Raw genomic sequence first — 24,954 nt, forward strand, 5'->3', positions numbered from 1 at the left:
TGCAGCATCGACAGCAAGTCACATGCCCCGCCGCGCGCGACGCGGGCACGCCGCGTGCGCAATGAATCGGCGAGCCGCATCCCGCAGGGAGGCTGCGCAGTGGCAATCTCGAAACTAAAAGGAGGTGTTACATGAGCACGAACGTCGTATCGGTACTCAACGATCTCGTCGAAACCTCGAAGGACGGGGAAAAGGGTTTTCTCAAGGCCGCCGAGGATACGCGCGATCCGAGCCTCAAGCTGCTGTTTCAGAACCGCGCGCAAAAGTGCGCGGAAGGCGCGCGCGAGTTGCAGGACGTGGTCGCGCGGCTGGGCGGCAAGCCCGAAACCGGCGGCTCGATGGCCGGTGCGCTGCATCGCGGCTGGGTCGATGTGAAGTCGGCCGTGAGCGGCCACAGCGACCACGCGATTCTCGCCGAATGCGAGCGTGGCGAGGATGCCGCGAAGAAGAACTATCGCGAGGCGCTCGATAAGGATCTGCCCGCCGATATCCGTGCGGTCGTCGAGCGGCAGTATCAGGGCGTGCTGGAAAATCACGACCGCATCCGCGATCTGCGCGATCAATTCGCCGCCGCGAAGTCCTAAGGCGATGACGTAACCGCGCAAAACAAACGGCCGCGCGATGCGGCCGTTTGTTCGTCCAGCGAAAGCGTGACGCGCGTTACTGCGGCTGGCCCTTGTCGTTGGTGCCGAGCGCCGAAGCCGCCGCCGCTGCCGACGCGCCCTTCAGCTTGTGCGCCTTGTTCTGCTGATGCAGATTGGTGCCCTTCTGCTTCTTCGCCATCGGTTCCGTGGCGGCCGCATCGGAGGCTGCCTGCGCGAATGCCGTCGTCGAGAATGCCAGCGCGAGCGCGCCGATCAATGCCATCTTTTTCGTCTTCATGAAGAGCTCCTTTGCCGGGGCCTCTGAACGCCGGGCTACTGCGCGTTCGAGAGCCGCCTGTGTGAGTGACGTCCTGGACGGCCGTACTCGTTTTTAAGTTTCGAAGTGCTGCGAGGTGATGCGCACTGCGTGAAGCGTCATGCGTGAATGTGCGACTGAAGCATCGGGCGATGCGACGCGAAGCCCATGCCTCCATGCGAGAACCCGCGCTTCGCCCGATTCATCGCCCCATATGGCGAATCGTCGAACCCCGCGCGGGTTCCGGTGCTGCTGGCACTCAACCGCGGCCCGCCGTGGCGAAGCCGGGCATACGCACTATGCCATTACTTGGCGGCAATTTTAAGATGGTTCTTCACGGATGCAACACCCGAGACGTTCGAGACGGTCTCTTCGGCGGCGGTCTTGTCTTCCGCCGACGGCACCGTGCCCGTCAGCGACACCACGCCCGCGCGCGTCTTCACGTGGATGTGCGTGGACTTGACGTTCTTCGCGCCGAGCAGCTCGGCCTTGACCTTGGTGGTGATGGCGCTGTCGTCGACCTTCTGGCCCATCGACGTGTCGGCACCGCTCGTCGACGAGGCTGCATTGGTTTGCGCGCCGACGTTGAGCGCGAACACGACACACGCGATACCGCCGGCTGCTTTCAGGATTTGAGTCGTCTTCATGGCAATACTCCCATTTTTTCGATTTTGGTCTGGCGCCCCGTTCGCCTTTCATATGCGAGGCGGCTCTTCGATCACGTCCGCGCCGTAGCACGCGGATCGTGAGCTTCGATCCGCAACTTGCGTGCCGGACCAGACTTGCGCGCGATCCATCCGCCGCCGGGACGCGCCGAAAGCACCGTGCGGCGCGGCATTCGTGCGACTTCGAACAAATCTTCGACGATCGCGAAATCGTTCGCGGCGGTGCGCAAAGCGGCGTTCGAAATGCGCGTCGCTTTTGTCTGAGCGCGTGTAAAAACTGCGTAAAACAACACGCGCGAACGCTTCAAAACCAAGGAGCGGACTGCAAAAAACGTAGTCGCGGCATAAGCTTATCGGACGATGGCACGGTCATTGCTTAATTGACTCGCAAACCAGCCCATTACGTCAAGAACATCGAGGATTAGCAAGCAATGCCGCCTACACTCGAACTCCGCGCGAAACAAACGCTCGCGCTCACGCCGCGTCTGCAGCAGTCCGTGCGCCTTCTGCAACTCTCGTCACTGGAGTTCCAGCAAGAACTGCGAAACGCGCTCGATACGAATCCCTTCCTCGAATACGACGAGTCGCAAACCGAAGACAACGCACTCGGCGCCGACAACGGCAGCTCGATGGGCGAATCGGCTCTGTCGACCACGGCCAGCAGCACCGCCGACACCCCGCTCGCGCCCGAAACCGGCATGGAGAACGAATCGAGCGCCGATGCCGGCTCGCGCGACGACTCCATCGGCGAATTTTCATCCGATCCCTTCGGCCGCGGCACGTCACGTAACAGCGGCGACGGCGAGGGCTCCGATCCCGCCGACTGGGTGCGCATCGAGCCGTCGCTGCACGAAACGCTGCACGACGCGTTGCGGCTCTATCAACTGAACCAGCGGGATCGCGCGATCGCGCAACTCATCATCGAAGCGCTCGACGACGACGGCTATCTGCGTCAGGAGTTGAGCGAGCTCGCGGATGTCGTCGAGATCGAACCCGCGCTGCACGAGGACGAACTCACTATCGCGCTGAAGCTCGTGCAGTCGCTCGACAAGCCGGGCGTCGGCGCGCGCAATCTGTCCGAATGCCTGACGCTGCAACTCGAAGCGCTCGACGCGGATACGCCGGGCCGCGCCGTCGCGCTCGAGATCGTCGCGCATCATCTGGAGCGCCTGGCTCGCCGCGAGCAGGCCGAATTGCAGAAAAAAATCGGCTGCAGCGCGGATGAACTGCGCGTCGCGTGCGCGCTCGTGCGCCGTCTCGATCCGAAGCCGGGCGAGAACTATGGTCAGAGCGAGGACAACTACGTGGTGCCGGACGTCATCGTGCGTCAGGCGAAAAAGCAATGGGTCGTGACGATCAATCCGGCGGTGCTGCCGCGTGCGCGCATCCATCGCATGTACGCGGAGCTTTTCGCGCAGTCGGCCGGCGCGAGCCGCTCACCGCTCGCGCAGCAATTGCAGGAAGCGCGCTGGCTCATTCGCAACGCGCAGCAGCGCTTCACGACGATTCAGCGCGTCGCCGAATGCATCGTGTCGCATCAGAAGGCGTTCTTCGACTACGGCGAGATCGCGCTGAAGCCGCTCGTGCTGCGCGATGTCGCCGATGAACTCGGCCTGCACGAATCGACCATCTCGCGTGCGACGGGCAACAAGTACATGGCCACGCCGCGCGGCATCTTCGAGTTCAAGCACTTCTTCCCGCGCGAACTGAGCACGGAAAGCGGGGGCACGTGTTCGGCGGCAGCGGTGCGCGCGCTGCTCAAGGAAATGATCTCGAAGGAGAACACGCGCGATCCGCTATCCGACGTGAGTCTCGCGAAGATGCTCGCGGATCAGGGCGTGATCGTCGCGCGGCGCACGGTGGCGAAGTATCGGCATTTGATGAAGGTGCCGCCCGCGGAATTGCGCCGTCAGGCGTGACGTTTTCGACGCTCTCACGCGCTCGGCGACGACCCGGTCAAGCGAGGCGCCCGAGCGACAGGAGCGCGAGTGACAGGCCGTCCATGCGGGCGGCCTTTTTTCGTCCGCGCTTACCGCCACCCCGACGCCCGATGCGTGCGCTTTCGTGCCGCCGTCGCCGATAGCTCCGCGCCGAGCAGAAACACCGCCGCCGAGTAATAGAGCCACATGAGGATGATCGCGAGCGATCCCGCCGCGCCGAACATGTTCGCCGTGCCCGCGTGCGCGAGATAGAACGCGAAGAGCCGCTTGCCGCCTTCGAACAGCAGCGCGGCGGCGGTCGCGCCGAGCGCCGCATCGCCCCAGCGCATGCGCGTCGTCGGCAGGAATTTGAGCAGCACGGTGAACGCGGTCATCAGCACGCCGAGCGATATCGCGCGCCGCGTGAGGCCCGACAGCACGATGAACGGACTGCCGTCGCCGAGCACCCAATGGCCGAGTATCTCGACGAGCGCGTCGAGCACGAGCAGCACCGCGACGAGCAAGCCGGAACCGACCACCAGCCCGAACGACATCAGCCGCACGCGCAGCAGCGTGACGATGCTCTCGCGCGTGCTCACGGCGGGCGTCGGCCAGATGACATTGAGCGCGCTGTGCAGCGACGAGAACGTCGCCGACGCGCCGATCAGCACGCCCGCGACCGAAATAATCGCCGTGCTGCGCGCGATGTCCGCGTGCCACGCGTTCGCGACGATCGCCTCCAGCGTGCGCGCCGCGTCCACGCCCACGACGCCGCTGATCTCGTCGAAGAGCCGCCCTTGCACGGCATCGGCGCCGAAGAAGACGCTCGCGACCGCGATCACGATGACGAGCGTCGGCGCGATCGAGAACGCGGCGAAGAACGCGATCGCCGCCGAGAACATCAGGCAGTGGTCCTGCGACCATTGCGTGATCGGATCGACGACCCACGAAAGCCAGCCGACGCGCGACGTGCGCCCCGAAGCGACAGGCGTGGATTGAGTGGCGGAGACGTCCTGATCCATCGGCGGAGCGTGTGAGCGCGGCTTGAAGTGTCAACCGACGATGTTATCCCCGCGATGCGAATCGTGTGTAAAACGGCGCGCTCCGGTGAGAGCGCGCCGCTTGTGACTCCTGCTTCGCGTGCCGGTCAGGGCCGATCGGCGGCCGGGTCGGCGTCCTCGTCGGTGAGGCCGCGCGTTTCGTCCTCGATTTCGTCGGGCAGGATATCGGCGTCGGCTTCCAGATTGTTGTCGCCGTCCGCCGATGCGGTTTCACCCGTGCCGAAGCGGTCCGTGTCGCTGTTCAACTCGGCCTTGGACTGGCCGAGCGCGTGGGCGTCGAGTTCATCTTCGATGTCGCCCGGATAGCGCTTTTCGCCCTGCACGTCCGAACCGCTGTCGGACGAATCGCTCGGGCCGAGCGCTCCGGTGCCGTGTCCCTTGCCGTATTCCGCGCCATCGTCTTCGGGCGGGTTCAATGTGCTTCCGCTCATCATGACCTCCTTGGATCGTGTCCACGATGAATCCGCAAATCCCGTTCCGCGCACGACGCATGAAAAAACCCCGCGCTTCTTTCGAAGCGCGGGGTCGTGATGCAAGACAACTTTCGGCGCGAACTCAGGCCTTCGCCGCCGGACGTTTCGCTTCGCTCGCGCCCTGCTTCACCGTCTTGACCGTCTTTTCGGTGACGGAAGTGGCCGTCGCGACGCTGCGCAAATCCGACAGGAACGAGTCGCGCCACACCGAAAGATTGTTCTCGCGCAGCGGCGCCATCATGTCGGCGTGACGCGCCTGACGCTCGGCGAGCGGCATCGACAACGCGCGCTCCAGCGCTTCGGACATCTGCGACAAATCGAACGGATTGACGACGAGCGCGCCCGGCAACTGATCCGCCGCGCCCGCGAACTGCGACAGCACGAGCGCGCCCGGATCGGCCGGATCCTGCGAGGCCACGTATTCCTTCGCGACCAGATTCATGCCGTCGCGCAGCGGCGTCACGTAGCCGACCTGCGAGAGCCGGAACAGCGCCATCAGCAGATTGCGCTCGTATTTGCGGTTGAGATACTGGATCGGCGTCCAGTCGAGCTGAGCGAATCGTCCGTTGATGCGGCCCGCCTCGCCTTCCAGATTCTGGCGGATGCGCTGATACGTCTGCACGTCCGAGCGCGTCGGCGGCGCGATCTGCACGAGCGACACGCGGCCATGCCAGCCCGGCGCGTTCAGCAGGAGCCGCTCGAACGCCTGAAAGCGCTCGACAAGTCCCTTCGAATAGTCGAGGCGATCGACGCTCATGATGAGCTTGCGTCCGCGCATGCTGTCGCGCAGGCTCTTCACCTGCTTGCGGTTCGCGAACTGCTCGGCGGCCTGTGCGATGGCGTCCGGATAGATGCCGATGGGGTACGCGCCCACTTTCAGCATGCGGCCGAAGGCTTGCAGCATGCCGTCGTCTTCGTTGAAGTGGCCGCGGCTCGTGCGCTCCACGTAATCGATGAACGACTGCTTGTCGCTGTCCGTCTGAAAACCGACGACGTCGTACTGACACATCGCCGCGATCAGTTCCTCGTGCGGCGGCACGGTGCGCATCATCTCCGGCACGGGGAACGGGATATGCAGAAAGAAGCCGATCGGATTCGCGACGCCGAGCTTTCTCAATTCCTGCGCGAACGGGAGCATGTGATAGTCATGCACCCAGATGATGTCGTCGGGCTGAAGCATCGCCTTCAGCTTCGCGGCGAGGCTCGCGTTGACGCGCATGTATCCCGCAAATTCCTCGCGATCGAAGCGCGACAGGTCATTGCGGTAGTGAAACGTCGGCCACAGCGTGGCGTTCGAGAAACCTCGATAGTACTGGTCGTAATCGCGGCGCGTGAGTCCGACCGTCGCGTACGTCACCTTGCCGCCCTTCTCCAGGACAGGCGCGCCCGCCTCGCCGACGATCTCGCCGCTCCAGCCGAACCACACACCCCCGGTCTCCTTGAGCGCATCGAGAACGCCGATCGCGAGGCCGCCCGCGCTGGGCTTGCCCTCTTGGATCGGCGCGACGCGATTCGATACCACGATCAATCTGCTCATTACAGCGTCACCTCATCAGTTGTCGTTGCATGCTCGAATTGGCGATCAAGGGTATGCAAAAGCTGTGCCTTTTTATAGCCTTTAGTAAATAAAAGTTTGTATGGAGATGTTACGGACGAACAAAAATACGCGGCGAACGCACGCCGCGTAGAAATTTTTATTCTTGTACCGGGTGCTTCCGCCGGCCGGAATCACGCGTCCTGCTCGGAGCCCAGATCGCGCTGATAGTCGATGCCCTCGCGGCGCACGCCGCCCTGGTTATGCTCGCCATCGGGCGGCGCGCCAGGCGCGGGGCGGTTCTGAGCGGCGGGATCGTGGTCGGCGGGCGGCGCGGAAGCGCCTTGTGCGCCGGCTGCCTTGGCCGCTTCGGCGCGCGCTTCGCGCTTGGAAGAATGACGCGCGGAGCGTCGAAGTGCGGGATGCCTCATGATGCCTCCAGAGAAGAAGGCCGTCGCGATAGTGACGTCGGCGGCGTCGGACCGTTGCGCTCGATAAAGCGCGGCTTCAGAAAAAGCGACCGGCGACAGAACGTGTCGCCGGTCATTATTGCGCCATCCGTTGTAATGTCTACGTACCGGATGGAAACTTATTCAAACCTTGCACGAATTCTGGGCATTGTCCGACGTCTGCAATCCCGCCTTCCCTTTTCGCTGCTAGTAAACGTGCGGCGTTTCGCCCGGTCCCGGCGGCGGATCGCCGATAGGTTGCGACGGCGGTTCGGGCGGCTCACGCGTCGGGTCCGGATTCGTGTCGGGCGGCATCGGCGTGGGCGGCGGCTGATCGGGCGGCGTCACCGGCGGGTCCGGCGGCTGCGGCGTCTGTGCTTCGATACGGGCACCATCGGATACGCGACTGGGCGTGCTGAAAGACATGGCGGACTCCTTGCGGTCTTGTGATCGTAATTTCGCCATCCGACGGCGCCTGTGCGCCACGCGCGGATGTCACCTGACCGGCAGCAAGGGCCATGCCCCTCGGAAGCGTCCGTTGCGCATCTCCTGTCACATTATCGGCGTAGAAGACGCGCCTGCCAATGAAAAACGCCTGCGCTCTTTAAAAGCCGCAGGCGCTGTTTTGTCTAAAGATAAGCGAAGATCAAGTGTGTTCGCTATCAGACTCGTTCAGATCGCCGCCCTCGCCGACGGTGGCCTTGTTCGCGTCCTCGCCATATTCCACGAGCCGGTTATAGAGCGTTTTCAGGCTGATGCCGAGGATTTCGGCGGCGCGCGTCTTTACGCCGCCACACTGATCCAGCGTGGCGAGAATGAGCTGACGGTCGGCCTGCGCGAGCGACGTGCCGAACGGAATCGTCACCGCCGTGCCCGCCGATGGCTTCGACAACGAAATCTGCAGCGGCACGGTCGCCGTGCTGTCCGAATCCGACGCCGACATGATGTACGCGCGCTGCACGTAGTTCTTCAGCTCCCGCACGTTGCCCGCCCAGTTGTACGAGGCCAGCATCTCGCGCACGGCGGGCGGGAATTCCTTCTTCGTGTTGTATCGGGCGTTCAGTTCGTCGAGGAACGCCTGACCGAGCAGTTCGACGTCCTTGCCGCGCTCGCGCAACGGCGGCAGGTTGATCGGGAACACGTTCAGCCGGTGATACAGATCGAGACGCAGCTTGCCTTCGAGCACGGCCTGCTCGGGATCGCGATTGGTCGCGGCGATGAGGCGCACGTCCGTCTCGATTTCCTTGGTCGTGCCGACGCGCATGAACATGCCCGTCTCCAGCACGCGCAGCAGCTTCACCTGAAGCTCGATGGGCATTTCGGTGATTTCGTCGAGGAACAGCGTGCCGCCGTTCGCGCGCTCGAAATAACCCTTGTGCTGCCGGTCCGCGCCCGTGAACGAGCCGCGCTCGTGGCCGAACATTTCCGATTCGATCAGGTTCGGCGAGATCGCCCCGCAATTCACCGCGATGAACGAATGCTTGCGGCGCAGGCTGAGTTCGTGCAGCGTCTGCGCGGCGACTTCCTTGCCGGTGCCCGACTCGCCGATCAGCAGCACCGAGGCGGCCGTCGGCGCAACACGGCCGATCTGGTCGTACACGGTTTGCATCGCGGGCGAGTTGCCGAGCATCAGCCCGAAGCGGCCCATGCGCCGCAATTCGCCGCGCAAGGTGCCGATTTCCGCCTTCAGGTCGCCGGCGCGCGGCAGGCGCGAAAGGATGGCCTTCACGCGCTGCATGTTGATCGGTTTGACGAGATAGTCGGTGGCGCCCATCTTGAGCGCGCTGACCGCCGATTCCACCGTTGCGTGGCCGGTGATCACGATGACCTCGACGCCCGAGCGCGGATCGAGATCCTCGAAAAGATCGACGCCCGTGCCGTCGGGCAGCTTGAGATCGGTGAACACGACGTCCGGCGTCTGCCGCACGAGCTGAATGCGCGCCTCGCGCAAATCGCTGGCGGTGGCCGTCGTCAATCCGTCTTCGCCGATGATCGCGGCTAGCGCCTCGCGGGTACTGGGATCGTCATCGACAATCAATACGTGTGGCATTGCGTCTCGAATTCTTCCAAAGCGTTTTCAGGTCACACGCCATGTGGTGGCGCGGTCTTCTCCGTGCGGCAAGGGCGCCGCGCGGGCCGGTGCGATTCGCGATCAAGGCCGATTAAAGATAAATCGGCGACACGCGAAATGCGCGAAAAATAGAATAATTTCCGATGATCCGCACGCCTGGTTCAATCCAGCGTAAGTTTTTCCATTTAGACAACTTATGGCCGGAGTTTCACTGATTATAAGCGTTTATTACGGTAAAAAACGCACGCCGAACCAGCGTGCGTTTTATTGATCGCACCATTGAAGAACTATCGATGAAGCCGGCGCGCTTCAGCTCCGCGGAAAATGCCAGGCATCGGCCGTTCCGCCGACGACGCCATGGCCGTTCACCGCTTGCGCGCTCGCGCCGGTCGATGGCGTCAGCACCTTGCCGCCCTCGTCTTCCCAGCGGTTCAGGTCGCGCGCCGCGCGCCGTCCGGCGAGATCCTGCGATTGCACCCACTTCCATGCGAGAACGCTGCCGACTGCGAACAGCGCGCCGAAAATTCCGATCGAAGGCCGTGCCATTTGTGCTCTCTCCCATCGTAAAGTTAATCCGCTGCCGTCATTACGCATTCGCGTCGAATACGGGCGAATCAGCGGGAAACCAGAAGTCCCACCAGAAAGCCGACGCCCGCGGCAATGCCGAGCGACTGCCACGGATTGTCCTTCACATATTTCGCGGTGCAATCGACGCTCGCGCGATAACGGCTTTGCGCATTCGCCTGCGCATCTTCGAGCGCGTTACGCGCCGAATCCACGTGATCGCGCAAACGCGAACGCAGCGCATCGACGCCCTCGCCCGGAAGCGTCGCCGACAATCGCAGCAACTCCTCCGAATCGTTCAGCAGCACCTTGATGTCTTCGATGATCTTTTGCTTGCCCAACGCAAGCTGGACAGTCGTTTGACTCATGAAATGTAGTCCTCGCCTAATTGGGTTTGTCTGACAGCGCCGACGCCGACTCCGATGCGGAATCAGCGCGTTTCGGCGACCGGAAGGCGGGTCACGGAAAGGCGTCCGCCTGCCTCGATCCGCGCACGCAGGCTGCGCACGACGCCGCTTGCCATCAGCGCGCCGCCCATCGCGGCGAACACGAGGCTCGTCACGTTCGCGGCACGCGCAAGCGCCGGCGTGCCCGCCGCATAGCCTAGCACCGCGCACATCAATGCGGTGACGAGCGCGACGGCGGCCCAGTGATAGATGTCGATCGGCTCGCCGGCCGCGAGTTCCTGGCGATTGCCGTGTCGCGCGCGGGCGGACCGCGAAGGAGCGGCGCGCTCGTGTGCGCCCCCGTCGAAAATAAAGAAGTCTTCCATGATGCTTTTGCCTCTCTCGCCCATCCTCGTGTGCGCGCCTCGGAAACGATGCTCGTCGGCGAACTTTCGAATAAGAATCACGATGACCAGCCGTATGCAGCTTTCGTGCCAGACATTGCAAACCGGAGCGCGACGCTTGCCTGCGACCCTAAACCGCCGATGATCGGGTAACAATTACGCTGTGGCCTTGTAAATTCTCGGTGCGTAAAGGAGAACCTTTCCGGAAGCGCCGTGCGGCTTAGACAAAATATGCTGCGCGTTGGACGGCGCATTGCCGCAACGTCGTTGCGAATGGTTAAATAGCGTTTATGAGACAGGTTGCCTGCAATCGAATCGACGATGCGAACGCATCCGATGCAGACGATCCTGGACCGACGCACCACGAGGAAGAGCGGCTCACGGCTGGCGTGAGCACGACGGGCAACGCGCACGGGCGCGTCATATGCCGATGCGCGCGGTCATCCACGGTTGCGCCGCTCGTGCGCGCCGAACTGCGCCACGCCGGCTGCAACCGGACGCGCCCGCGCACGCCGCCGCCCGCCCACGACACACGCAGAACTGGAACGATCAGGACACATGGCGTCAACCGATCTGGATCCGCCGCCCACCGCGGTCGGCGATACACCCGCGCAGAGAAAGCGCAACACGGGAGAAGTGCCGGGCCTGAAGTCCTACGGACTGCTCTACGGCTCGTCACCCGTGATGCTGGAGTTGTACGCGCAAATCGAGCGCGTCGCCGCCACGGATGCGACGGCGCTCATCATCGGCGAGTCGGGCACCGGCAAGGAGCTCGTCGCCCGGACGATTCACGACCACAGCGCGCGCAAGGACGCGCCGTTCATCGCGGTGAACTGCGGCGCGATTCCCGACAATCTCATTGAAGCCGAGCTCTTCGGTCACGAGAAAGGCAGCTTCACGGGCGCGGTGCAGGGACGTATCGGCTATTTCGAGCACGCGAACGGCGGCACGCTCTTTCTCGACGAAGTCACGGAGATGTCGCCCGTGCGGCAAGTGAAGCTGCTGCGCGCGCTGGAGACCGGCACGTTCTTTCGCGTCGGCGGCAACGATCTCATCAGCTCGGACGTGCGTGTGATCGCGGCGACCAATCGCGATCCCGTCGCGGCCGTGAAGGAAAACGGCTTGCGCGAGGACCTGATGTATCGCCTCGCGGTATTTCCGCTGCGCGCGCCGCCTCTGCGCGAGCGCGATTCGGACCGCGAACTGCTTGCGCAGCATTTCCTCTCCGAGATGAACGCGCAGGAAGGCACGAACAAGGTCTTCAGCAAACGCGCGCTCGACGTGCTGCGCACCTATTCGTGGCCGGGCAACGTGCGCGAGCTGAAGAACACGGTCTATCGCGCGTTCATCCTCGCTGAGAAGACGGTGGAGATTGCGCATCCGCATCTTGCGTCGCGCGTGAAGAAGCCCGTCACGCAGGGCGACGCGATGAACGTCTGGGTCGGCACGCCCCTCGCCGATGCGCAAAAGCAGATCATCCTCGGCACGCTCAAGCATTGCGGCGGCGACAAGCGGCGTGCGGCGAAGGCGCTCGGCGTGAGCCTCAAGACCTTGTACAACCGCCTGGGCGCCTACGAAAACGAAGACACCGAAGGCGGCGAAGCAGCGTCCGGCAGCGAAAGCTGAAGGCGTCCGCCGGCTTTCACCGGCATGAATTCCGAAGCGAGCGCGCATGGCCGCGCTCGCTTCTTTTCGTCCGCACCGATGCGCGCAGCGAAACGAATCCACAGCACTTGCAATTTCTTGCAATTTTCTCAAGGCGGTAATTAGAAGCATGCTTCAAAATGCGCGAAGCCCGCGCATCGTGCCGTCCGTGCGTTGCCGGGCGGCGACTTGAAGCCGACACTTCAAGAAGATTCGAGCCCTCGAACCCCGATGGCAAGCGTCGGGAAACGGTAGACGAAGGAAAGCAACATGCAGATCAGGGTCCATCGGCGCAGCCCGCGCGCCGCCGCGCTCGCCGCAATCATCTCAGGCGTCATCGCTTGCGTGAGCCTCAGTGGATGCAACTCGCTCTATAGCGAAGGCGCGACGGCGGGCGCCGGTATCGCGGGTGCGGCGGTGGCGAACAGCGTCACCAGCAACGCCGCGGTCGCGACCGGCATCGGTCTGGGCGCGGTTGCCGCGGCGCGCGCAGGCGTGCAGTACTCGCAGCGCGTCGTCCATACCAACACGCAGGATCAGATCGCATCGGTCGCCGGGCCGCTCGCGGTCGGCGCGGTCGCGCCGTGGAAGGCGGTGCATTCGGTGCCGATCGAGGAAGACGAGAAAGGCCGCGTGACGGTGAGCCGCACGATCAGCAGCGGCGTGCTCGATTGCAAGGAAATCGTCTTCTCCGTCGATCGCGACGCCACGAAAGACCGCGCCGCCGACAGTGCGTTCTACGTGGCCTCGGTGTGCCGCGACGGCGACAAGTGGAAGTGGGCCTCGGCCGAGCCCGCCACACCGCGCTGGGGCTCGCTGCAATGACGCTGTCTCTCGACGTAACTCTGACGCTGCGTCTGGGCCTGATCGCGGCGGGCGCGGCCGCGTGCGTGTCGATGAGCGGCTGCGCGTCGATCGGCGCGGCGGCCGGCGCAACGGCCGGCATCGCGACGGGCGCGTTCACGACCAATCCGGCCATCGGGCTCGGCGTGGGCATCGCGGTGCAGGCCGCCACCGACGAAGCGGTCAAGCGCGTCACCAAGTCGCTGCATCAGGATCAGCAGGTCATGATCGCGGTGACGGCGGGCATCTCGCAGGTCGGCGAAACGCGGCCGTGGAAGGTCAAGCACACGTTGCCGGTCGAGAACGGCCACGGCGACGTGCGCGTGTTGCGCGAGTTCAGCAGCGCGCTTGCGACGTGCAAGGAATTCGCGTTCTCCGTCGTCGATGGCGACGATGCGAAAGCGCCCGCCGAGTGGTTCATCGCGACGGCTTGCCAGCAGCCGACCGGATGGAAATGGGCGTCGGCGGAGCCTGCGGTCGAGCGGTGGGGGAACTTGCAGTAAGCTCGCCGCAGTTCGGAAACGAGAAGCGCGGCGTTCCATTCGGACACCGCGCATCGCCTTTCAGCCAAACGGCCAACGCCAATAAAAAAGCGCGGTCCCGTCAACGGCAACCGCGCTTTCGAACCGACCGGAAACGACGAAGCTTAGGCTTCCACATCCTCCAGGCTCAGCATCTCGGTCTGGTCGTTATACGAGAAGATTTCCCCGTAACGTCCCCAGTCGATGACGGCATCGAGCGTCTCCTGCGCGGCCTTGTCGGAGAGAAAGTCCTCCAGTTCCTGCTCGAAGCGCACGCGCGGCGCGCGATGTCCCGGCCGCTCGTTCAGCACCTTCTTGATCCGCGCGGCCAGCGGCACGTGCCGCAGCAGATGCTCCGCGAACATCATCTTGCGCTCCTGCGTGCCGAACTCCGCGAACACGCGCGCTTGCGGCGTGAGGAAGATGTCGCCCTCGCGCACGTCGGCAAAACCCAGATGCTGCAGCACTTCCGCGATCGGAAAGAGATCGTCGACTTCGAGGTGCAGCGTGCGCGCGATTTCGGGCATGTCCGCGCGGCCGTGGTACGGCTCGGCCGCGAGCGTTTCGATGAGACCCGCCATCAGGTTGGTCGACACCGACGGCAGCCAGCTTCCCAGCTCGAGCCCCTTCTTTTTCGCTTCGTCCATCTGGCGCGCGGTCATCTTCGCGTAAATGTCGTCGACGAGACGCCGGAACGCCGGGTCCAGACGATTGCGCGGATGCTTGAACGGCACCTTGATCTCGGCCATCACGCGCCCCGGATTCGACGACAGCACCAGAATGCGGTCGCACATGAACACGGCTTCCTCGATGTTGTGCGTGACGATCAGCACCGACTTGATCGGCATGCGCCCTTGCGTCCACAGATCGAGCAGATCGGTACGCAGGTTTTCGGCGGTCAGCACGTCGAGCGCGGAGAACGGCTCGTCCATGAGCAGCAGCGTCGGATCGACGACGAGCGCCCGCGCGAAACCCACGCGCTGGCGCATGCCGCCCGACAGTTCGCGCGGATACGCGTTCTCGAAACCATCGAGACCGATCAGGTCGATCGCGGCCAGCGCGCGTTCGCGGCGCTCGCGCGCGCCCACGCCCTGCGCTTCCAGACCGGCTTCCACGTTCTGGAGCACGGTCAGCCACGGAAACAGCGCGAACGTCTGGAACACCATCGCGACGCCCTTCGCGGGGCCGCTCAACGGCTCGTTCAAATAGGTCACTTCGCCGGCCGTCGGCTCGATCAGCCCGGCGATGATGCGCAGGAGCGTCGATTTGCCCGAGCCCGAACGCCCGAGCAATCCGACGATCTCCCCTTCGCGCAGCGAGAGGTTGGCATCGTCGAGCACGAGCAGTTCGCCCTGCGTCTTGTTGAAGCCGCGGCTCACGTTCGCCACGCGCAGGATCTCCGCGCCCAGTCGCGGCGGCGTGCCTTGCGGGCGCTGAATACCTTGCGCCGCCGACGTCTGCGTATTTTTCAGGTTCTGCATCGGAACTCGTCCTCAATCCAGCCGGAGTCTAGCTTCGGCGTAGGCGTATAGCGGGCGCCACAACAGTCGGTTGAACAGCGTGACGAACAGCGACATCACGGCGATGCCGAGAATGATTTTCGGGTAGTCGCCCGCGGCGGTCGTCTGGGCGATATAGGCGCCGAGCCCGTGCGCGACGACCTCCGTCTTCCCCCACGACACCGCTTCCGCGACGATACTCGCGTTCCACGCGCCGCCCGAAGCGGTGATCGCGCCGGTGATGTAATAAGGAAAGATGCCCGGCAGCATGCAGTTCTTCCACCACTGCCAGCCGCGGATCTGGAAGTTGCTCGCCGCCTCGCGATAATCGTTCGGATAAGAGGACGCGCCCGCGACCACGTTGAAGAGGATATACCACTGCGTGCCGAGCACGATGAGCGGCGACAGCCAGATATCCGGGTTCAGATGGAAGCGCACGATCACCACGACGAACACCGGAAACAGCAGGTTCGCCGGGAACGCCGCGAGGAACTGCGCGAGCGGCTGGATCTTTTCGGCAAGCGCCGGACGCAGCCCGATCAGCACGCCGATGGGCACCCACACCACCGACGCGAGCGCGATCAGCACCACCACGCGCAAAAGCGTGATGAAGCCGAGCACGAACACGTGGCCGACTTCGCCCCAGGTGACGCCGGTCGCGACGAACGACCCGACCTTCCACACGACGAACACCGTGATCAGCACGACGACCGTGCCCCACACGATATCGCCCACGCGCGTGGACGGCACTTTCGCGCGCAGCGGCAGACCCACGTTTTCCAGCGCGCCCTGCAGCGACGGCAGCTTGATCGGCACACGCGCCGCCTTCGCGAGAATCCATCCCGCCGGCACGAGCAGACGGTGAATCAGGCGCGTGCGGCGGATCAGGTCGAGCAGCCACGACGACGGCTCGTCGCCCGAACTCGTGTTCTCCATGCGGAACTTGTCGGCCCACGCGACGAGCGGCCGGAACATCAACTGGTCGTAGGCCAGGATGACGATGGTCATCGCGAGGATCACCCAGCCGATCGCGCTCAGATTGCGCTCGCTGATGGCCGTGGCCAGATACGCGCCGACGCCCGGCAGCACGATCGTACGGTTGCCGACCGTGATCGCCTCGGACGCGACGACGAAGAACCAGCCGCCCGACATCGACATCATCATGTTCCAGATGAGGCCGGGCATCGAGAACGGCACTTCGAGCTTCCAGAAGCGCTGCCAGTTGGTGAGGTGAAAGCCGCGCGAGACTTCGTCCAGGTCGCGCGGCACCGTGCGCAGCGACTGGTAGAAGCTGAACGTCATGTTCCACGCCTGGCTCGTGAAGATCGCGAAGATCGCCGCGCATTCGGCGCCGATCACGCGCCCCGGGAACATCGCGAGGAAGAACGTCACCGTAAACGAGATGTAGCCCAGCACCGGCACCGACTGAAGGATGTCGAGAATCGGCACGAGCACGATCGACGCACGCCGGCTCTTCGCCGCGAGCGTGCCGTAGATCAGCGTGAAGATGAGCGACGCGACCATCGCCAGCAGCATGCGCAAGGTCGTGCGCAACGCGTACTCGGGGAGATTCGCGGGGTCGAGCGAGATCGCCTGGGTCTGCAGCGTGGAGATCGGCGCCAGGGTCTCGTGAAAGCCGACGGCGGCGAGCGCGATGATGCAGATGATCATCGGGAATGCGACGAAATCCCAGCGATTGGGCAGGATTCGCCAGGCCGACGCATTCGCCGTGCGATTCAGATTGAAACCAAATTCCATGCAAGGCCCTCCCCGTAAGGCTGTGTTCCGACCGCGCGAGCGCGGGTGTTGCTTGAGACGGCGAACGGGCCGTCCGGCGGGCAAGAAGCCTTTGCCCGGAACAGCCTCATGCTCAACGCACGCGGCCGTCAAAACGACGACACGATCAGCACGAATAACGGCGCCAGGCAGTCGCCGCGTCAGCGATCCCCGCGCTGAACCGAGCGACACTACACCAACCCGTGTGACCGGCACAACCTTCATGCGGTCCGGCGCGCCATTCCTGCGAAGTTTCTGTTGCTCTTCGGCACGGCACGGGCAAAATGAAGGGGCAATCCGCGTCGAATGCGTCTCCCGCGTGCTTTCGTTTCCTTTCAGTCTGGCTGCGGCACGCCTTCGCCAGACGGCCCGCGAACGGCGCTTTCACGCGGCACGCATCCGTTGTGTTGGATGCACGTCGCACGCTGTCAGATGGCACTTGATAGGCGGCCGAAAACGTCGTCCAATCTTGGCTTAACGAACAATAATTTGAGCGCCGATGCGATGCGAGACGCCCGATCCGAGCCGCGAAACCGCCCAGGCCACGCTTGCCACGCCATTGCGAGCGCAGGCTGCAAAGCGGCAGACATGATGATGCGCTGCAATCCACGCACCCGCCCTGTCCGGTTCGCGCAGACCAGACCGCCCGGGCGGCACGGCGCGTTCAGCCTGCGAACGGCGTGAACCGCCCTTGCGCCCGAGATCGATGAACAAGCTCATCCTGCACCGCGTGATCGCGACGCTCGGCGTAGCGGCGCTGGCATTCGCGTGCTGGATTGCCGCCGGCTTGCTGTCGGACCGAATGGTACAACAGGAGATGACGTCGACGGTGCGCACCGAGCGCCAGATGGCGGCGTCGATCGTCGACAACATGGCGCAGATCATCGCGAGCGATCTGGCGATGTCGCGCGCCATTCCCGCGACGCTCGCGCAGATGGACCTCACGCAGCGGGCGCTCGCGGAGTCGCGGAATTATGCCTCGAACCCGGCCGATACGGAACTCGAACGGCGCAAGGACTGGACCGCGCGCCCGGCTCTGGAAAAGGTCAATCACTTCCTCCATGACGCGCAGGGCTTTTCCGGTCTCGACTCCATCTGGCTCGTCAACGACCGGGGTTTTTGCATTGCGTCGAGCAACGCCACCGACGACGACAGCTTCATCGGCTACGACATGAGCGGGCGCGGCTACGTGGCGCGCGCGCTGCTCGGCGGCTTCGTCGAGATGTACGGCGTGGGGCGTCTGTCCGGCGAGCCGGGCATCTTCATCGCGGCGCCGGCTTACGAGGACGGCTTTCTGGTCGGCGCGGTGATCGCGAAAGTGAGCATCGACCGGCTGCGTCACTGGGTCTCGCGCGCCGGCACGTTCGTGACCGACGAGAACGGCGTCGTCGTGATGGCGCACGACGGCCGGCTCGAATACGAAGCGATGCCCAATGCGCCCATCGCGCGCATGACCGAGCGCGAGCGAATCGAGCATTATCGGCGCGAGTCGTTTCCGGAGTTGCGCCTGTCGCATATCGGCGAGCAGATGCGCGCGTCCGAGCACTGGCTCGCGCCCGCGCTGGCGCAGACCTTCTACGCGGCGAACGGCAGCAACGTGCCCTCGCTCTACGACGAACGCACGGGGCTCAACTCGGGCCTCTCGGCGCACATCGTCCATCCGCTCACGAGCTGGCCGGAGATCAGCCGCAATCACAGCCGCGACCGCTTCCTCGTGTTTCTGACGATGCTCGGCGTCGTGACGCTCGCGATCGTGATCGCCACGTCGTATTCGCGCGAGCGGCGGCTGCACCGCGCGACGCGCGATCTCGCCGAGCAGTTGCAATCGGCCAATACGCTGCTTTCGGCCGAAGCGCGCCATGACGCCCTCACCGGCGCGCTCTCGCGGCGTTATTTCCTGGACACGCTGCGTCATGAAGTCGAGCTGGCGCGCTCGGTCGGCACGCCGCTTTCGGTCGCGATCGCCGATCTCGACCACTTCAAGCAGATCAACGATCGCTTCGGGCACGCGTCGGGCGACCGCGCGCTCGAACATTTCGTCGAAGTGTGCCGCGCGCAGCTTCGTCCGAGCGATGCGATCGGCCGGCTCGGCGGCGAGGAATTCGGCATTCTGCTGCCGCAAACCTCGCTCGCCGACGCGCAAGCCGTGCTGGAGCGTCTGCGCAAGCGCTTTCATCACGAGCACTGCGCGCATCTGCCGGACGACGCGGCGCTGTCGGTGTCCATCGGCATCACGGAACTGGCGCAGGACGACGCGCTCGAGTGGATTCTCTCGCGCGCCGACCTCGCGCTCTACGAGGCGAAATCGCGCGGGCGCGACCGCAGCGAAGTGCGCCCCGCCGATCCCGGCTCGTCCACGCGGCACCCGGAAGACACGCTCGCGGGCAAATGATCGGCGAGTCACCGCACGGTCATGCGCATGTCGCGACGCGCACGCATCCCGCAGGTATCATCGATATTCGAAATCGAATGCCGCTGGCGTGAATCGGGAGGATTGCATGAAGGGAAATCTGGTCATCGTGTGCCGGGATCAGGACGCAGAAACGTTCGACCATCTGCTCGCCGAGTACGGCTCGTTTCAGACGCGGCTTTCGTCGACGGCGTGGTTCCTGAAGATCGACCTCGCGCCCGAAGTGATTCAGGACGAGATCCTCACGCGCCTCGGCAAGTACACGACGCATTACATCTTCGAGGCGTCGACGGTGACGTACAACACGGTGGACAGCGAAGCGGCGTCGGCGCTCGAAACCCTGTTCGACTGACGCCGCGCCGTTACAGCACGCGCTCCTCGTGCTGCGGGCCGGAGCGGCGCTCTTCCACCGGCTGCGTGGCGATATCGAACGGAAAGGTCATCGCGACCTGCAATCCGCCCTCGGCACGATTGCCGATCTCGCACTCACCGCCCACGCGCCGCGCAAGCCGCTCGACGATGGCGAGTCCGAGCCCGCTATGGCCGCTGCCGCCGCGCGCCGGATCGAGCCGCACGAACGGCCGGCTCGCCTTGATGAGATCGTCCGGCGCAATGCCCTTGCCGTGATCGGACACCGACAACACCCAGCCCTTGGCTTCCCGCCGCGTCTCGATGACGACCGGCGGCGCGCCGTACGCATGCGCGTTGTCGAGCAAATTGGACAGCATGCGGTCGAGCGTGGCCGCGGGCAGCGCGAAGGACGGGCCGGCCTCCAGCTTCAGGCGGATAGGCTGCGCGCCCGGCGACACCGCGCGATACGCCCGCGCGATCCGCTCGCACTGCTCGTCGACGGGAACCGGCTCGCTGCCGTCCGGCCGGTCGTGCGCGAACACGAGGAATTGATCGACGATATGCGCCATGGAATCGACGTCGCGCACGACGCCGTCGCGCATCTTCTCGTCGTCCATCATTTCGGCGCGCAGACGCAGGCGCGCGAGCGGCGTCTTCAGGTCGTGCGCGACGCCCGCGAGCATCACCGCGCGGTCGCTCTCCGTCTGCGAAACCTCGCGGACCATCTGATTGAAACCATGCGTCAACTGCCGTAGTTCGCGCGGGCCGCGCTCGGGCACCGGCGGCGTCGGCTGGCCGCGCCCGAAGCGCCCGACCGCCTGCGCGAGCGAACGCAACGGATATTGCAGTTGCCACGCGCCGAACAGCGCGGCGAGCACGGCTGTCGAGAAAATCAGCGCAAGCCACACGAGCATGCGGTCGCGCGAGCGCGGCGGGCGCAGCGGCTGCACCGGCACGACGATCCATCCCGAATCCTTTGCGCCGTGCACCCACACGCTCGGCGGGCCGCCAGGCTCGTTCAGGCGCACGTCGGTGCCGTCGGGCAGGCGGTCTTTCAGATCTTCGACGAAGCGCTGCAGCGGCGGCGGCATGTCCTCGTCGGGCTGCCGGGGCACGTCCGGACTCGCGAGCGCCACCACGCGCACGCGCGGCGGCAAGGGCTGATCGGGCGTATTGGCGATGTGCTGGCGGACCGCCTCGACGAGGAACACGGCCTCCTCCACGGCGAAGCGCGTCTGCACGTTGTCCCGCTCGAAGCGGATGATCGCGAACCACGCGACATGCGACAGCACCAGCATGCCGATGACGATGACGACCAGCCGGCCGAACAGCGTGTCAATTGCCCGGCGCATTTTGCTCGCCGTCCGGCACGAACACGTAACCGCGCCCCCGCACCGTCTGGATGAAGCGCGGCGCCGAGGGATCGGTCTCCAGGATGCGGCGCAGGCGCCAGACCTGAACGTCGATGCCGCGGTCGGTGCCGTCGTATTCCGGGCCGTGCAGCAGTTCGAGCAGGCGCTCGCGCGTGAGCGTGCGCATCGGGTTGTTCACGAAGATCTTGAGCAGCGCGAATTCGCTGCCGGAGAGCGTGAGCGGCTTCTCGTCCTGCTGCAGCGTGCGCGACTGGAAATCCAGCCGGAAGCGGCCGAACGAATACGGCTCGCGCTGCTCGGGCGCCGCCGACGGAATCGTGCGGCGGCGGCGCAGCACGGCCTGCACGCGCGCCAGCAGCTCGCGCGGATTGAACGGCTTGCCGAGGTAATCGTCCGCGCCCAGTTCCAGGCCGACGATCCGGTCCACGTCGTCCGCGCGCGCGGTCAGCATGATGACGGGGATGTCGTCGCCGGACGCGCGCAACTGTTTGAGCGCGGTCAGCCCGTCGACGCCCGGCATCATCAGATCGAGCACGATGAGATCGGGCCGCTCGCGCTCGATGCGGCGTTCGAGTCCACCGGCGTCATGCAGCACCGACACCTCGATGCCCTGCCGGACCAGATAGTCGCGCAGAAGGTCGCGCAGTTCGGCGTCGTCGTCGACGACAAGTATTTGCGTAGTCATGAGATGGAGTTTAGCGCGTGAGCCTGACCTCGATTGATGACAGCCCTGCCATAAGGGTTACGGGGTGTTACGACGAAAGCGGGGCGTAAACCGGCGTAACAAGCTCGAACCATGCCGTAACACGCGGGCCGCCGCGAACCCCTACGCTGTGTCTCACCGACAAGCACAAGACCTCGACACACCATCCGATACGTCGATCAAGGCCTCGTGGCTTCGGCATCGAAAACAATCAAGGGAGTATCAAGATGGCCAAGCAATATCGCATCCTTTCCGCCGCCGCTGCCGCAATCGCGCTGACGTTCGGCACCGCCTACGCGGCCACGACCGACGCGCCGCCGGCGCCGCCCCCCGGCGGCCCGGCCATGATGGGCGGCCACGGCGGCCACCGCATGGAAATGCGCATGCAGAAGCAACTGGACGAACTGCACGGCCAGTTGAAGCTGAACGCGGATCAGGAAAAGCTGTGGCAGACCGCGCTCACGACGATGAAGCAGAATCATCAGGCAATGCGCGAAAGCCACAAGCAGATGCACGACCAGTTCAAGTCGATGGAAAGCCAGCCGATCCTCGACCTGAACGCGATGCACGCGGCGCACCAGAAGATCGAAGCGCAGAACGCGCAACTGCGCGAGCAGACCGCGACGGCGTGGCTGAACTTCTACAACGGGCTGAACGATCAGCAGAAGACGACCGTCAGCACGGCGCTCAAGAAGCACTTCGCGAAGATGCAGGAGCACGAGCACAAGATGCACGAGCGCTGGAGCAAGCACCGCGGCGGCCCGGACGGCGCTCCGGGCGCGGCGGCGGGCGCTTCGGCGACCGCCAAGCCGTAAGCGGCGGTTGCTGTAATACAAAAGCCGCGGAGCATGACGCTCCGCGGCTTTTTTCCTTCGACGAATCAGGGCTTACGCGAGGTCGAACAACAGGACTTCGGCGTTGTCGCCCTTTTCGAGCGTGACTTTCGACACATCCTCGAGCTTCGCGGCATCGCCGGCGCGAAGCGCTTCGCCGTTCACCGTCACCGCGCCGCGCGCCACATGCACGTAGACGCGGCGGCCCGCCGGCACGTCGAAGTCCGCGCGCTCGTCGCCATTGAAGAGGCCCGCGAAAATCCGTGCGTCCGCGCCGATCCTGACCGAACCGTCCGCAGCTTCGGGCGATGCGATCACGCGCAGCCGGCCGCGCTTTTCATCGTCGGCGAAGCGCTTTTCCTCATAGCCCGGCGCGCCGCCCGGCGCATCCGGAATGATCCAGATTTGCAGGAAATGCGCGGTGTCCGTCGGCGAACCGTTGAATTCGCTGTGACGCACGCCGGTGCCGGCGCTCATGCGCTGCACGTCGCCGGGACGGATCGTCGAGCCGTTGCCCATGCTGTCGCGGTGCGCGAGCGCGCCGTCGAGCACGTAACTGATGATTTCCATGTCGCGATGACCATGCGCGCCGAAGCCCTGTCCGCCCGCGACGCGGTCTTCGTTGATCACGCGCAGCGCGCCGAAGTGCATGTGCTCCGGATCGTAGTAATCGGCAAAGGAGAAGCTGTGATGCGAGTCGAGCCAGCCGTGGTTGGCGTGACCCCGTTCGTTGCTGCGGCGAATCTCGAACATGATGTTTGCTCCCGCCCAAGGCGTTGATTTGCGATGGAGAGAATGTAAGGGCGGCGCCGCTTCGGAACAACGCGTGCGAAGGCACTACATCGTTCCACGCATGCATGTAATCGGATGCTTCCGGCTTCTCATCCGCGCGCTCGCCGGCTTCGGGTAAAATACCGCGCTTTTCGGGGCGGCGACGGACGGACCACCCCCACGAGGCGCCGAGCCGCCGCAAACGGCAGGCAGCCCGCAATTTTGACCACATAGAATACCGACCGCTGGCCGTATGGCAGCAGCGCGCCGGAGAAGAACGGCCGAGACGCGCGAAGAGCGCGCATCGCTCGTCGCACTGCATGCACGTTAGGCACCTTACCAAGGAATCACCATGTTGCAAGGCTACGGTCCGCTGATCCTCGCGGGCACCTGGCAGACCGTCAAGCTGGCGGTGCTGTCGCTCGTGTTCGCCTTTGTGATCGGTTTGATCGGCGCGGCGGCGAAGCTGTCGAAAAACCGCCTGGCGTCGGGTTTCGGCACCGTCTACACGACGCTCATCCGCGGCGTGCCCGATCTCGTGCTGATGCTCCTGCTGTTCTACAGCATCCAGATCTGGCTGAATCTGTTCACGGACGCGATGGGCTGGGATCAGATCGACATCGATCCATTCCTCGCCGGCATCCTGGTGCTCGGCTTCATCTACGGCGCGTATTTCACCGAAACCTTCCGCGGCGCGTTTCTCTCCGTGCCGCGCGGCCAGCTCGAAGCGGGCGCGGCCTACGGCATGACGCCGTGGCAGACCTTCTCGCGCATCATGTTTCCGCAGATGATGCGTTTCGCGCTGCCGGGCATCGGCAACAACTGGCAGGTCATGGTCAAGGCGACGGCGCTCGTGTCGATCATCGGTCTCGCGGATGTCGTCAAGGCTTCGCAGGACGCCGGCAAGGGCACGCTGCGTTTCTTCTTCTTCACGCTACTCGCGGGCGCGGTCTACCTCGCGATCACCACGATCTCGAACCTCGTGCTGATCTGGCTGGAGCGGCGCTATTCCATCGGCGTGCGCAAGGCCGACCTCTAAACGGCCCATTCAAGAGCGGCAGGGATCATGATCGAAATCATCCAGGAATACTGGAAGAACTACCTCTTCACCGACGGCTACCGCATCACCGGTCTCGCGATCACGATGTGGCTGCTCGTCATCTCCATCGGCCTCGGCTTCTGCCTTTCGGTGCCGCTCGCGGTCGCGCGGGTGTCGAAGAACAAGCTGCTGTCGCGCTCGGTGTGGCTCTATACCTACATCTTTCGCGGCACGCCGCTCTATGTGCAGTTGCTGCTCTGCTACACGGGCCTGTACAGCCTGCAGGTCGTGCGCGACTCCCTGCCGCTCGCCGAGTTTTTCCGCAGCGGCATGAACTGCACGCTGCTCGCGTTCACGCTGAACACCTGCGCGTACACCACGGAGATCTTCGCGGGCGCGATCAAGGCGACGCCCTACGGCGAGATCGAAGCCGCGCGCGCCTACGGCATGTCGGGCTTCACGCTGTATCGGCGGGTGATTCTGCCGTCCGCGCTGCGGCGCGCGCTGCCGTACTACAGCAACGAAGTCATTCTGATGCTGCACGCGACGACCGTCGCGTTCACGGCGACCGTGCCGGACATCCTCAAGATCGCGCGCGACGTCAATTCGGCGACGTATCAGTCGTTCGAGGCATTCGGCATCGCCGCCCTGCTCTATCTCTGCATTTCGTTCGCGCTCGTGTGGCTGTTCCGCCGCGCAGAACATCGCTGGCTCGCTTATTTGCGGCCGCAAGGCAAGTAAGACATCGAGTCAAGCAAGGACCCT

Annotated in this window: 27 protein-coding genes; 10 read left to right on the top strand and 17 right to left on the bottom strand. The window is 64.4% G+C overall.

Annotated elements, in window-relative coordinates:
- Nucleotides 1–131 precede the first annotated feature (131 nt).
- Nucleotides 132–584, top strand: coding sequence for a PA2169 family four-helix-bundle protein (locus NOV72_RS16140; RefSeq protein ID WP_106855603.1), 453 nt, complete (start codon nt 132–134; stop codon nt 582–584).
- Nucleotides 585–660: 76 nt separating this feature from the next.
- On the opposite strand, the gene NOV72_RS16145 is transcribed toward NOV72_RS16140, so the two are convergent.
- Together NOV72_RS16145 and NOV72_RS16150 are read right to left on the bottom strand one after the other, a co-directional pair.
- Entirely contained in the window at nt 661–882 is a 222-nt protein-coding gene (locus tag NOV72_RS16145) for a hypothetical protein (RefSeq protein WP_106855604.1), read from the bottom strand.
- Nucleotides 883–1,205: 323 nt separating this feature from the next.
- Nucleotides 1,206–1,547, bottom strand: coding sequence for a BON domain-containing protein (locus NOV72_RS16150; protein WP_106855605.1), 342 nt, complete (start codon nt 1,545–1,547; stop codon nt 1,206–1,208).
- Between the two features lie 449 nt (nt 1,548–1,996).
- Between NOV72_RS16150 and NOV72_RS16155 the strand changes: the two genes are divergently transcribed.
- The gene (locus NOV72_RS16155) at nt 1,997–3,484 is read left to right on the top strand and encodes an RNA polymerase factor sigma-54 (RefSeq protein ID WP_106855606.1); all 1,488 of its coding nucleotides are present in this window, start codon (nt 1,997–1,999) and stop codon (nt 3,482–3,484) included.
- A 110-nt stretch (nt 3,485–3,594) separates the two neighbouring features.
- Here the strand turns inward: NOV72_RS16155 and NOV72_RS16160 are convergent, their stop codons facing one another.
- The 9 genes from NOV72_RS16160 to NOV72_RS16200 form a co-directional block, all read right to left on the bottom strand.
- Nucleotides 3,595–4,506, bottom strand: a complete 912-nt coding sequence (locus NOV72_RS16160; protein ID WP_106855607.1) for a YihY/virulence factor BrkB family protein — start codon at nt 4,504–4,506, stop codon at nt 3,595–3,597.
- Between the two features lie 125 nt (nt 4,507–4,631).
- Nucleotides 4,632–4,979: a chemotaxis protein gene (locus NOV72_RS16165; protein WP_106855608.1), complete on the bottom strand. Its 348-nt coding sequence runs from the start codon at nt 4,977–4,979 to the stop codon at nt 4,632–4,634.
- Between the two features lie 121 nt (nt 4,980–5,100).
- A complete protein-coding gene (otsA, locus tag NOV72_RS16170) occupies nt 5,101–6,555 on the bottom strand; it encodes an alpha,alpha-trehalose-phosphate synthase (UDP-forming) (protein WP_106855609.1) in 1,455 nt (484 codons plus the stop codon).
- A 191-nt stretch (nt 6,556–6,746) separates the two neighbouring features.
- A complete protein-coding gene (locus tag NOV72_RS16175) occupies nt 6,747–6,983 on the bottom strand; it encodes a hypothetical protein (protein WP_106855610.1) in 237 nt (78 codons plus the stop codon).
- A gap of 225 nt (nt 6,984–7,208) precedes the next feature.
- The gene (locus NOV72_RS16180) at nt 7,209–7,427 is read right to left on the bottom strand and encodes a hypothetical protein (RefSeq protein WP_106855611.1); all 219 of its coding nucleotides are present in this window, start codon (nt 7,425–7,427) and stop codon (nt 7,209–7,211) included.
- A 220-nt stretch (nt 7,428–7,647) separates the two neighbouring features.
- Nucleotides 7,648–9,051: a sigma-54-dependent transcriptional regulator gene (locus NOV72_RS16185; protein WP_106855612.1), complete on the bottom strand. Its 1,404-nt coding sequence runs from the start codon at nt 9,049–9,051 to the stop codon at nt 7,648–7,650.
- A gap of 330 nt (nt 9,052–9,381) precedes the next feature.
- Nucleotides 9,382–9,618, bottom strand: a complete 237-nt coding sequence (locus NOV72_RS16190; protein ID WP_106855613.1) for a hypothetical protein — start codon at nt 9,616–9,618, stop codon at nt 9,382–9,384.
- 68 nt (nt 9,619–9,686) lie between these two features.
- Nucleotides 9,687–10,004: an ElaB/YgaM/YqjD family protein gene (locus tag NOV72_RS16195; RefSeq protein WP_106855614.1), complete on the bottom strand. Its 318-nt coding sequence runs from the start codon at nt 10,002–10,004 to the stop codon at nt 9,687–9,689.
- Between the two features lie 62 nt (nt 10,005–10,066).
- Entirely contained in the window at nt 10,067–10,408 is a 342-nt protein-coding gene (locus NOV72_RS16200) for a hypothetical protein (RefSeq protein WP_106855737.1), read from the bottom strand.
- A 576-nt stretch (nt 10,409–10,984) separates the two neighbouring features.
- On the opposite strand from NOV72_RS16200, the gene NOV72_RS16205 reads away from it, so the two are divergent.
- From NOV72_RS16205 to NOV72_RS16215, 3 genes are all read left to right on the top strand, one after another.
- On the top strand, nt 10,985–12,052 hold the full coding sequence (locus NOV72_RS16205; protein ID WP_106855615.1) for a sigma-54 interaction domain-containing protein: 1,068 nt from the start codon (nt 10,985–10,987) through the stop codon (nt 12,050–12,052).
- 288 nt (nt 12,053–12,340) lie between these two features.
- Nucleotides 12,341–12,895 (top strand): hypothetical protein, encoded by a 555-nt coding sequence (locus NOV72_RS16210; protein ID WP_106855616.1) that lies wholly within the window; start codon nt 12,341–12,343, stop codon nt 12,893–12,895.
- Nucleotides 12,892–13,416 carry a hypothetical protein gene (locus tag NOV72_RS16215; RefSeq protein WP_106855617.1) on the top strand — a complete coding sequence of 175 codons (525 nt, stop codon included), beginning with the start codon at nt 12,892–12,894 and terminating at the stop codon, nt 13,414–13,416. The genes NOV72_RS16210 and NOV72_RS16215 overlap by 4 nt, the downstream gene beginning before the upstream one ends.
- Before the next feature lie 143 nt (nt 13,417–13,559).
- On the opposite strand, the gene NOV72_RS16220 is transcribed toward NOV72_RS16215, so the two are convergent.
- From NOV72_RS16220 to NOV72_RS31990, 3 genes are all read right to left on the bottom strand, one after another.
- Nucleotides 13,560–14,915 (bottom strand): ABC transporter ATP-binding protein, encoded by a 1,356-nt coding sequence (locus NOV72_RS16220; protein WP_245933067.1) that lies wholly within the window; start codon nt 14,913–14,915, stop codon nt 13,560–13,562.
- A gap of 12 nt (nt 14,916–14,927) precedes the next feature.
- Nucleotides 14,928–16,691 (bottom strand): ABC transporter permease, encoded by a 1,764-nt coding sequence (locus NOV72_RS16225; RefSeq protein WP_106855618.1) that lies wholly within the window; start codon nt 16,689–16,691, stop codon nt 14,928–14,930.
- Between the two features lie 492 nt (nt 16,692–17,183).
- A complete protein-coding gene (locus NOV72_RS31990; RefSeq protein WP_146150010.1) occupies nt 17,184–17,429 on the bottom strand; it encodes a hypothetical protein in 246 nt (81 codons plus the stop codon).
- Here NOV72_RS31990 and NOV72_RS16230 point away from each other — a divergent pair.
- Both NOV72_RS16230 and NOV72_RS16235 read left to right on the top strand, forming a co-directional pair.
- Nucleotides 17,416–19,101 (top strand): sensor domain-containing diguanylate cyclase, encoded by a 1,686-nt coding sequence (locus NOV72_RS16230; RefSeq protein WP_106855619.1) that lies wholly within the window; start codon nt 17,416–17,418, stop codon nt 19,099–19,101. The genes NOV72_RS31990 and NOV72_RS16230 overlap by 14 nt on opposite strands.
- Before the next feature lie 106 nt (nt 19,102–19,207).
- On the top strand, nt 19,208–19,471 hold the full coding sequence (locus NOV72_RS16235) for a hypothetical protein (protein WP_106855620.1): 264 nt from the start codon (nt 19,208–19,210) through the stop codon (nt 19,469–19,471).
- Nucleotides 19,472–19,481: 10 nt separating this feature from the next.
- On the opposite strand, the gene NOV72_RS16240 is transcribed toward NOV72_RS16235, so the two are convergent.
- Both NOV72_RS16240 and NOV72_RS16245 read right to left on the bottom strand, forming a co-directional pair.
- A complete protein-coding gene (locus NOV72_RS16240; protein ID WP_106855621.1) occupies nt 19,482–20,822 on the bottom strand; it encodes an ATP-binding protein in 1,341 nt (446 codons plus the stop codon).
- The gene (locus tag NOV72_RS16245) at nt 20,806–21,528 is read right to left on the bottom strand and encodes a response regulator (protein WP_106855622.1); all 723 of its coding nucleotides are present in this window, start codon (nt 21,526–21,528) and stop codon (nt 20,806–20,808) included. Before NOV72_RS16245 ends, NOV72_RS16240 begins: the two co-directional genes overlap by 17 nt.
- A gap of 245 nt (nt 21,529–21,773) precedes the next feature.
- Here NOV72_RS16245 and NOV72_RS16250 point away from each other — a divergent pair, with 245 nt between their 5' ends.
- A complete protein-coding gene (locus NOV72_RS16250) occupies nt 21,774–22,361 on the top strand; it encodes a Spy/CpxP family protein refolding chaperone (protein WP_106855623.1) in 588 nt (195 codons plus the stop codon).
- 72 nt (nt 22,362–22,433) lie between these two features.
- Here NOV72_RS16250 and NOV72_RS16255 read toward each other — a convergent pair whose 3' ends face one another.
- The gene (locus NOV72_RS16255; RefSeq protein WP_106855624.1) at nt 22,434–23,132 is read right to left on the bottom strand and encodes a pirin family protein; all 699 of its coding nucleotides are present in this window, start codon (nt 23,130–23,132) and stop codon (nt 22,434–22,436) included.
- A gap of 370 nt (nt 23,133–23,502) precedes the next feature.
- Here NOV72_RS16255 and NOV72_RS16260 point away from each other — a divergent pair, with 370 nt between their 5' ends.
- Nucleotides 23,503–24,189, top strand: a complete 687-nt coding sequence (locus NOV72_RS16260) for an ABC transporter permease (protein WP_106855625.1) — start codon at nt 23,503–23,505, stop codon at nt 24,187–24,189.
- A 27-nt stretch (nt 24,190–24,216) separates the two neighbouring features.
- Entirely contained in the window at nt 24,217–24,930 is a 714-nt protein-coding gene (locus NOV72_RS16265; RefSeq protein WP_106855626.1) for an ABC transporter permease, read from the top strand.
- The last annotated feature ends 24 nt before the right edge of the window (nt 24,931–24,954 follow it).

Source organism: Caballeronia novacaledonica (assembly GCF_900258035.1).
Classification (GTDB): domain Bacteria; phylum Pseudomonadota; class Gammaproteobacteria; order Burkholderiales; family Burkholderiaceae; genus Caballeronia; species Caballeronia novacaledonica.

Coding starts and splice junctions, on each gene's coding strand:
- NOV72_RS16185 (WP_106855612.1), bottom strand. CDS start 9,051: ATGCCACACGTATTGATTGTCGATGACGATCCCAGTACCCGCGAGGCG.
- NOV72_RS16225 (WP_106855618.1), bottom strand. CDS start 16,691: ATGGAATTTGGTTTCAATCTGAATCGCACGGCGAATGCGTCGGCCTGG.
- NOV72_RS16260 (WP_106855625.1), top strand. CDS start 23,503: ATGTTGCAAGGCTACGGTCCGCTGATCCTCGCGGGCACCTGGCAGACC.
- NOV72_RS16145 (WP_106855604.1), bottom strand. CDS start 882: ATGAAGACGAAAAAGATGGCATTGATCGGCGCGCTCGCGCTGGCATTC.
- NOV72_RS16230 (WP_106855619.1), top strand. CDS start 17,416: ATGAACAAGCTCATCCTGCACCGCGTGATCGCGACGCTCGGCGTAGCG.
- NOV72_RS16265 (WP_106855626.1), top strand. CDS start 24,217: ATGATCGAAATCATCCAGGAATACTGGAAGAACTACCTCTTCACCGAC.
- NOV72_RS16215 (WP_106855617.1), top strand. CDS start 12,892: ATGACGCTGTCTCTCGACGTAACTCTGACGCTGCGTCTGGGCCTGATC.
- NOV72_RS16205 (WP_106855615.1), top strand. CDS start 10,985: ATGGCGTCAACCGATCTGGATCCGCCGCCCACCGCGGTCGGCGATACA.
- NOV72_RS16200 (WP_106855737.1), bottom strand. CDS start 10,408: ATGGAAGACTTCTTTATTTTCGACGGGGGCGCACACGAGCGCGCCGCT.
- NOV72_RS16220 (WP_245933067.1), bottom strand. CDS start 14,915: ATGCAGAACCTGAAAAATACGCAGACGTCGGCGGCGCAAGGTATTCAG.
- NOV72_RS16255 (WP_106855624.1), bottom strand. CDS start 23,132: ATGTTCGAGATTCGCCGCAGCAACGAACGGGGTCACGCCAACCACGGC.
- NOV72_RS16165 (WP_106855608.1), bottom strand. CDS start 4,979: ATGATGAGCGGAAGCACATTGAACCCGCCCGAAGACGATGGCGCGGAA.
- NOV72_RS16160 (WP_106855607.1), bottom strand. CDS start 4,506: ATGGATCAGGACGTCTCCGCCACTCAATCCACGCCTGTCGCTTCGGGG.
- NOV72_RS16210 (WP_106855616.1), top strand. CDS start 12,341: ATGCAGATCAGGGTCCATCGGCGCAGCCCGCGCGCCGCCGCGCTCGCC.
- NOV72_RS16175 (WP_106855610.1), bottom strand. CDS start 6,983: ATGAGGCATCCCGCACTTCGACGCTCCGCGCGTCATTCTTCCAAGCGC.
- NOV72_RS16195 (WP_106855614.1), bottom strand. CDS start 10,004: ATGAGTCAAACGACTGTCCAGCTTGCGTTGGGCAAGCAAAAGATCATC.
- NOV72_RS16240 (WP_106855621.1), bottom strand. CDS start 20,822: ATGCGCCGGGCAATTGACACGCTGTTCGGCCGGCTGGTCGTCATCGTC.
- NOV72_RS16180 (WP_106855611.1), bottom strand. CDS start 7,427: ATGTCTTTCAGCACGCCCAGTCGCGTATCCGATGGTGCCCGTATCGAA.
- NOV72_RS16140 (WP_106855603.1), top strand. CDS start 132: ATGAGCACGAACGTCGTATCGGTACTCAACGATCTCGTCGAAACCTCG.
- NOV72_RS16150 (WP_106855605.1), bottom strand. CDS start 1,547: ATGAAGACGACTCAAATCCTGAAAGCAGCCGGCGGTATCGCGTGTGTC.
- NOV72_RS16190 (WP_106855613.1), bottom strand. CDS start 9,618: ATGGCACGGCCTTCGATCGGAATTTTCGGCGCGCTGTTCGCAGTCGGC.
- NOV72_RS16155 (WP_106855606.1), top strand. CDS start 1,997: ATGCCGCCTACACTCGAACTCCGCGCGAAACAAACGCTCGCGCTCACG.
- NOV72_RS31990 (WP_146150010.1), bottom strand. CDS start 17,429: ATGAGCTTGTTCATCGATCTCGGGCGCAAGGGCGGTTCACGCCGTTCG.
- otsA (WP_106855609.1), bottom strand. CDS start 6,555: ATGAGCAGATTGATCGTGGTATCGAATCGCGTCGCGCCGATCCAAGAG.
- NOV72_RS16235 (WP_106855620.1), top strand. CDS start 19,208: ATGAAGGGAAATCTGGTCATCGTGTGCCGGGATCAGGACGCAGAAACG.
- NOV72_RS16250 (WP_106855623.1), top strand. CDS start 21,774: ATGGCCAAGCAATATCGCATCCTTTCCGCCGCCGCTGCCGCAATCGCG.
- NOV72_RS16245 (WP_106855622.1), bottom strand. CDS start 21,528: ATGACTACGCAAATACTTGTCGTCGACGACGACGCCGAACTGCGCGAC.